Here is a 6,964-nt window from a genome sequence, read left to right on the forward strand (position 1 = left end):
ATTTCCCCCAAGTTTCAATCCTGATATAATACGCGGAATTAAATCGCTCGATGGGGGTGTTTCGATGCTTTACAGGACGATTCCGGCCGTCGGAAAGGAGCTCTCGATCCTGGGCTTCGGGTGTATGCGCCTGCCCGTAACCGCCGGGGGAGGAATCGACGAGCCCGCAGCCGAGCGGCTGATGCGCGCCGCCTTCGACGGCGGCATCAATTATTTCGACACCGCCTGGCCCTATCACGAGGGCAAGTGCGAGGAGTTCGTCGGCCGCGCCATCAAGGGGTACCGGGACAGGATCACGCTGGCGACGAAACTTCCCGTATGGCTGGTGCACGAACCGAAGGACATGGACGATTTTCTGGAGAAACAGCTGGGTTTTCTGCGCACGGACCATGTGGACCTCTATCTGCTCCACTCCCTGAGTGCGGCCCGCTGGCGAAAGATGACGGAGATGGGCGCGCTCGAGTTCATGGAACGGGCCAAAGCCTCGGGAAAGATACGGCACATCGCCTTTTCCTTCCACGACGGCCTCGATACCTTCCGAACGATCGTGGACGCCTACCACTGGGACATGTGCCAGATCCAATACAACCTTCTGGACCGGAACTTTCAGGCGGGGGCGGCGGGATTGGAGTACGCGGCAGCAAAGGGAATCGGCGTCGTGGTGATGGAGCCGCTGAAGGGCGGAAACATCAGTCTGCCCGTCCCCGAATCGCTCCGGGACGAGGCCCGGGAGGCCGGGTACGCCTCCCCCAACCTCGCGGACCTGGGGCTGCGCTGGGTCTGGGACCATCCCGGGGTCTCCGTGGTGCTGAGCGGTATGACCACGCCGGAGCAGCTCTCCCAGAACCTGGCCAGCGCCGACCGGGGACGGCCGGGCGGGCTGTCCGATGCGCAGCGCCGTTTCGCGGACCGGGTATGGAAATTTTTCTCCGACCGCATGAGGGTCCCCTGCACGGCCTGCGCCTACTGCAAGCCCTGCCCGCAGGGCGTGGACATCCCCCAGTGCTTCACGAACCTGAACACTGCGGCGATATCCGGCAACTGGGAGCTCCAGGGGCGAAACTATCGCTATGTCCTGGCCCCGGACCGGGACGGCAAGCGCGCATCGGCCTGCGTCAGCTGCGGGGCCTGCGTGCCGAAGTGTCCCCAGGGCATCCCGATACCGGAGAAGCTCCGGGAGGTGGCCGAGGCTTTCGAACTGGGAGAATGACCTATCCGGGGGCGGCACGCCTCGTGGTTTGGGGATTCCTTATTCCAACTGAAAAACTGAAAAGGGGATGCGGCGGATGGAGGAGAAACGCAACAGAGAATCGCTGGGGAGCCGGATGGGGTTCATCTTCCTGTCGGCGGGGTGTGCCATAGGATTGGGAAACGTGTGGCGCTTCCCCTATATCACGGGGCGATACGGCGGCGCTGCCTTCGTTCTGCTCTACCTGCTCTTCCTGGTCCTTCTGGCGATGCCCATCATGGTCATGGAGTTCGCGGTCGGAAGGGCTTCGCGACAGGCCGTTGCGGGCTCCTTCAAGGTACTCGAGCCCAGGGGGAGCCGATGGTCGGTCTTCGGCTATCTCGCGATGGCCGGGAACTACATCCTGATGATGTTCTACACCACGGTAACGGGCTGGATGCTGGCCTACACCTGGTATGCCGCGACGGGCGGCCTGGAGGCGCTCTCGCCCGAGGCGATCGGAGCCTGTTTTGGGGCCATGCTGGGAAACCCGTGGACCCTGAGCTTCTGGCTCCTCCTGACGGTCCTGATCGGGTCGGCCATCTGCTACATCGGCCTTCGCTCGGGCGTCGAGCGCATCACCAAGATTATGATGTGCGGGCTCCTGCTCATCATGATAGCCCTGGCCGTCCGGTCCGTGACCCTGCCCGGGGCGGAGAAGGGCCTGGACTTCTACCTGAAGCCGAATTTTGAAAACCTCGTGGCGAACGGGCTTTGGAACAGCGTCTACGCCGCCATGGGGCAGGCGTTCTTCACCCTCAGCCTGGGCATCGGCAGCATGGCGATCTTCGGCAGCTACATCGGCCGCGACCGCTCCCTGACGGGCGAGTCGATCATCATCACGGCGCTCGACACCATCGTCGCCATCACGGCGGGCCTGATCATCTTCCCGGCCTGCTTCGCCTACGGCGTCAGCCCGGACGCCGGGCCGGGGCTGATCTTCGTGACGCTGCCCAACATGTTCAACCACATGCCGCAGGGCCGTCTCTGGAGCGCCCTGTTCTTCCTGTTCATGAGCTTCGCGGCCATGTCCACGGTCGTCGCGGTGTTCGAGCACCTTATCGCCAACTCCATGGACCTGCTGGGCTGGAGCCGGAAGAAGGCCAGTACGTTCAACTTCTTCGCCATCTTCATCCTCTCCCTGCCCTGCGTCCTGGGCTTCAACGTCTGGTCGCACGTCGCGCCCCTGGGGAAGGGGACGATCATCCTGGACCTGGAGGACTTCATCGTCAGCAACAACCTGCTGCCCCTGGGCTCCATCGTGTACCTGCTGTTCTGCACCACGCGCTACGGCTGGGGATGGGACAACTTCATCGCCGAGGCCGACGCGGGGCACGGCCTCAAGTTCCCCCATGCGCTGCGCGGCTATCTGGTCTACGTCGTGCCGGCGATCATGCTCGTGATCTTCGCGTTCGGCTATTACGAGAAATTTTTCAAATAGGCGGAGGGGATCCACTCACCGAAAGGGCCGGGGGCGGACTGCGTCGTCCGTCCCCGTTTTCGTCCTCATGGAGGGGGGGCCCGGGGAGTATGATAGTCGCAGGGGCGGATACGTAAGGCAAGAGCGAAGAATTTGTCACAATGGGGGTTTTGCGGGTGGAACGTTCGGTACGGTCGGGGTCTTCGCAATCGAGGTATTCTCAATCAAGATCTTCTCAAGCAAATCCTGCGGGGGAAAGGCTGCGGCTCGAGATTGCGGGGCTGTCGAGCGATGGAAGCGGCATCGCTCGCACGGACCGCGGGGTGGTGTTCGTGGCGGGGGCGCTGCCGGGGGAGCTCGTGGAGGCGGAGCTGGTGAAGCGACGCAAGGATTTCGCCCTCGCGCGGACCGTGTCCGTGGTGCGCCCGTCGCCGGGGCGGACCGCCCCGCGATGTTCCGCCTTCGGTCAGTGCGGGGGCTGCCAGCTCCAGCATGCGGACTATCCGCTCCAGCTCTCCCTCAAGGCGGGGCTCGTCCGGGACGCCATGACGCGCCTCGGAGGCTTCGCCCCGGAGCTATTCGAGAACTTGGAGTGCGTGCCCTCCCCCCTGCCCTGGGGATACCGCAACAAGGCCTCCTTTCCCGTGCAGTCCCTTCGGGGCCGGATCGTCACGGGGTTCTATCACGCGGGCAGCCATCGGCTGATTCCGATCAAGACCTGCCCCGTCAACGCCGCCCCCCTGAACGCGCTCTATGGGGCCGTTCTGAAGGGACTGCCCTCCCTGCCCTTCGGCGGTTACGACGAGACGACACACGAGGGCAAGCTGCGGCACCTCGTGATGCGCTCCGGGTTCCATACCGGCCAGACGCTGCTCTCCTTCGTCCTCAACGGGCGCCTCGCGGCCAAAAGCATCAAGGCGCTGGTCGCCGTGGGGGCAGCGGGCCGCCCCTCCACCCTGACGCTGAACCACAACTCCAGGCCGGGAAACGTCATCCTGGGAACGCATACCGAGCCCCTGATCGGGTCCGGCCGGATTGCAGAGCGGCTGGACGAATGGACGCTCGAGTTCGACACCACGTCCTTCTTCCAGGTCAACACGGGACAGGCGGAACAGCTCTTTCGGTACGCGGCCGAGCAGGTGCGGGGGACGGACGTGCTGGAGCTCTACAGCGGCGTGGGGTCCCTGACCTGTTTCCTGGCGTCGCGGGCGTGCGGGGCGCGCGTGACGGCGGTGGAGGAGTGGCGCAGCGCCGTCGCGATGGCGGAGCGGAACATGAGGGCCAACGGCCTGGAGGCGCGCCTCCTCTGCGCCCGCGCCGAGGAGGCGGTGGGGGACCTTCGCGGCTCCTACGGCACCGTGGTCGTCGACCCGCCCCGAGACGGCTGCGACCGCGCGGTTCTGGAGGCGATCCACGCCTTCCGGGCGCCGCGGGTCGTCTACGTCTCCTGCAATCCCGCGACCCTGGCCCGCGACGCGCGGATACTGGCCGGGCACGGCTACCGCCTGACCTCCATCCGTTCCTTCGACATGTTCCCCCAGACGGTGCACGTGGAGACCGTCGCGGTGCTGGAGCGCTGAGGGCTTCCCCCCGCGTGATAGGCCCCAAGGGCCGCCATCGATTGACACACCGGCGATAACGACGTAAAGTAGCCCTCGGGCCATGCTCGCTCGAAAATATCGTCAAAGGGGTTCAAGGCATGTCAAAATAGTTGTATGATAGTTGTGGTGTGGAGATCGGCCAGGCGCAGTACGAGCGTCTACATGGGCCGAGGGTACAGGTTCGGCGTTCCGGACGCGGGGCCTCCCTGCGCCCCGGCGGCGTGTTCTCCCCTGTGGGGAGCCCTTCCGGACGGAACGCATTGCAAACGGCAAGGAGGAATTTTAAGGAAGATGAGAAAGGTATGGGTTTTGTTGGCGGTGTTTTTGTTGGCGGCCTCTGCCCCGGGGGCGGCCTTGGCGGCGGACGTGCCGATCAACAGTACAAACTTCCCGGATAATACGTTCATTATCTTCGTTAGGGAACATGACACAAACAAGGACGGGTTTTTGAGCCTCGCGGAGATTGAAGCGGCGAAGAGTATGACCGTTAAACCCGACTTTGGCGCCAAAAACCTGGTAGGGATCGAGTATTTCACGTATCTGGAGACGCTGGTTTGCGCCAAACAGGAGCTGACGTCGCTGGACATGAGATGGAACGCAAAGCTGAAGGATCTGCATTGCGAGACCAACGACCTGCTGACGGCGCTGAACGTGAGGGAGAACACGGAGCTGACGTCGCTGCATTGTGAGAACACTCCGCTGACGGAGCTGGACGTGAGCAAGAACACGAAGCTGACGTGGCTGTCGTGTTACGAGAACCGGCTGACGACGCTGGACCTGAGCAAGAACACGGCGCTGACGGATCTGGCTTGCGCCAGCAACGATCTGACGACGGTGGACGTGAGCGGGAACACGAACCTGAGGAATCTGGATTGCTCCAACAACGATCTGAAGGCATTGGACGTGAGCCAGAACACGGAGCTGCAAAAGCTGGAATGCAAGAACGACCGGCTGACGACGCTGGACCTGAGCAAGAACACGAAGCTGATGTATCTGTATTGTGAGCAGAACCAGCTGACGTCGTTGGACGTGAGCAAGAACACGAGGCTGTCAACGCTGGAATGCCCGAACAACCGGCTGACGGCGCTGGACCTGAGCAAGAACACGGAGCTGTCAACGCTGAAATGCACCGACAACCGGCTGACGGCGCTGGACCTGAGCAAGAACACGGAGCTGAGTTCGTTGTATTGCGAAGGGAACCAACTGACGGCGCTGAACGTGGCGAACACGAGGCTGGATTCGTTGTCTTGCCAGGGAAACCGTCTCACGTTCCTCGATCTGCAGGGGCTGCCTTTGAACTCGAATGCCACTGTGGGAGGTCAGACGCGGGACGGCCTGACGGTCTCGGCGATCGGGGGTGTGTATGTCGTCGACCTCGGCGCGTTTCTCTCCCCGGATCGGTTCTTCAAAGTCAAAGACCTCGCCGGTAAGGATTCCGGCGGCGCTCCGCTCACCCCGCTGAGCTTCTTAAACAACGGCAAGGTCACCTTTAAGACCAAACCGGTGACGGTGACGTATCGGTATGCTACCGGCAATACCGAAGCCCCCTTGATGGATGTCACCCTTATCGAATCCAACACGATCACGGTGTCCGTGTCCGGCCGCGGCAGGGTCACGCGTCAGGGGTCCACGGAGGCGCTGTCCGGCAGCGTGGCCGTCTTCCCGGGCGACGACGCGACGTTCGTGATCTTGGCGGACGCGGGTTACGAGATCGCTGACTTGAGGGCTGACAACGCCCCGGTGAGCGTCCCGTCGAGGACGGCGCGTTACGAGTACACGTTCCGCAACGTGACGAAGAATCATACTCTGAGGGCCGCGTTCAAGTCCGGACCGGGCGGGTCGCCGAGTAATCCGGGCGTGCCGCCGGTGAATCCTCCCACGCCGCCAACCTCTCCGGACGTGCCGCCCGTGAATCCTCCCGCGCCGGCCGATATCCCGGTCTCCGCGGGGCAGTGGACGGTCTTCTGGGGCACTCGTGACGCGCAGGGCAAATATGGAGTGACAATCCAGGTTCCCATCAAATCGGAAGTTCCCCTGATCGAGGGCTCGATCCGGGTCGAGGCCCTGGGGATCGAGGAAATCGGGGTCAAACTTCTTCCCGATGGCCGGGCGGCCTCCGCTCATGCAATGGCGCAGCAGCGCAGCTACTTGCTCCAGATCACGGGCAGGGTGGCCGAAAACGCCCTGAACACGGCACGGATCGACGCGCTGCACTACAGGCTGGAGGGCGGCGGCGAGGAGAAGACGGTTCATCTGGGGACGAACGGCGGCGGTATCCTGCTGAAGGACATGAAGAAGGGGGGGGGAGAGACCCCGAAGTCGAATTCCGGCAGCGGGTGCGACGCGGGCCTGGGCTCGGTGGCGTTGCTGGCTCTCGTTCCCCTTTACATCCGGCGTCGGCGCTGAGCCGCTGCGCAGAACAAACGCGACAAACGCGCGGCCCCCTGTCGGGGGCCGTGCGTTTTTTAGGCCCCCTTGCAAGGGGGCTGGCAAGTCTTGGAGGGGCGAGACTGACGGCCCGTGAGCAAGGGCGAACGGCAGCCGGAAGGCTCCCCGAAGGGGGGTGTTGTTGAGCAGGCAAACTTACGCAGTAAGTTTCACTGAAAACATTGGTCTGACATCTCCCGCCAACGCCGAAAGACGACAATAAATTGTCCTCTTTCGGCACAGCCGACCGACCGGCCGCCGCAATCCTCCCGAAAGATCGGCTTGCGT

The 6,964-nt window shown here is 63.3% G+C and carries 4 protein-coding genes; all 4 read left to right on the plus strand.

The genetic code is table 11. From position 1 onward, the window contains the following. Positions 1-64: 64 nt before the first annotated feature. The 4 genes from Q0176_RS09860 (at position 65) to Q0176_RS09875 (ending at position 6,655) form a co-directional block, all read left to right on the plus strand. Positions 65-1,210: an aldo/keto reductase gene (locus Q0176_RS09860; RefSeq protein WP_299302270.1), complete on the plus strand. Its 1,146-nt coding sequence runs from the start codon at positions 65-67 to the stop codon at positions 1,208-1,210. A gap of 76 nt (positions 1,211-1,286) precedes the next feature. After that, entirely contained in the window at positions 1,287-2,669 is a 1,383-nt protein-coding gene (locus Q0176_RS09865) for a sodium-dependent transporter (protein ID WP_299302273.1), read from the plus strand. A 140-nt stretch (positions 2,670-2,809) separates the two neighbouring features. Then, complete coding sequence (rlmD, locus tag Q0176_RS09870; protein ID WP_299302276.1) at positions 2,810-4,228, plus strand: 23S rRNA (uracil(1939)-C(5))-methyltransferase RlmD; 1,419 nt, start codon at positions 2,810-2,812, stop codon at positions 4,226-4,228. 312 nt (positions 4,229-4,540) lie between these two features. Beyond that, a complete protein-coding gene (locus Q0176_RS09875) occupies positions 4,541-6,655 on the plus strand; it encodes a Synerg-CTERM sorting domain-containing protein (RefSeq protein ID WP_299302279.1) in 2,115 nt (704 codons plus the stop codon). The last annotated feature ends 309 nt before the right edge of the window (positions 6,656-6,964 follow it).

It is taken from the genome of uncultured Fretibacterium sp., from assembly GCF_938040765.1.
Taxonomy (GTDB): Bacteria; Synergistota; Synergistia; order Synergistales; family Aminobacteriaceae; genus CAJPSE01.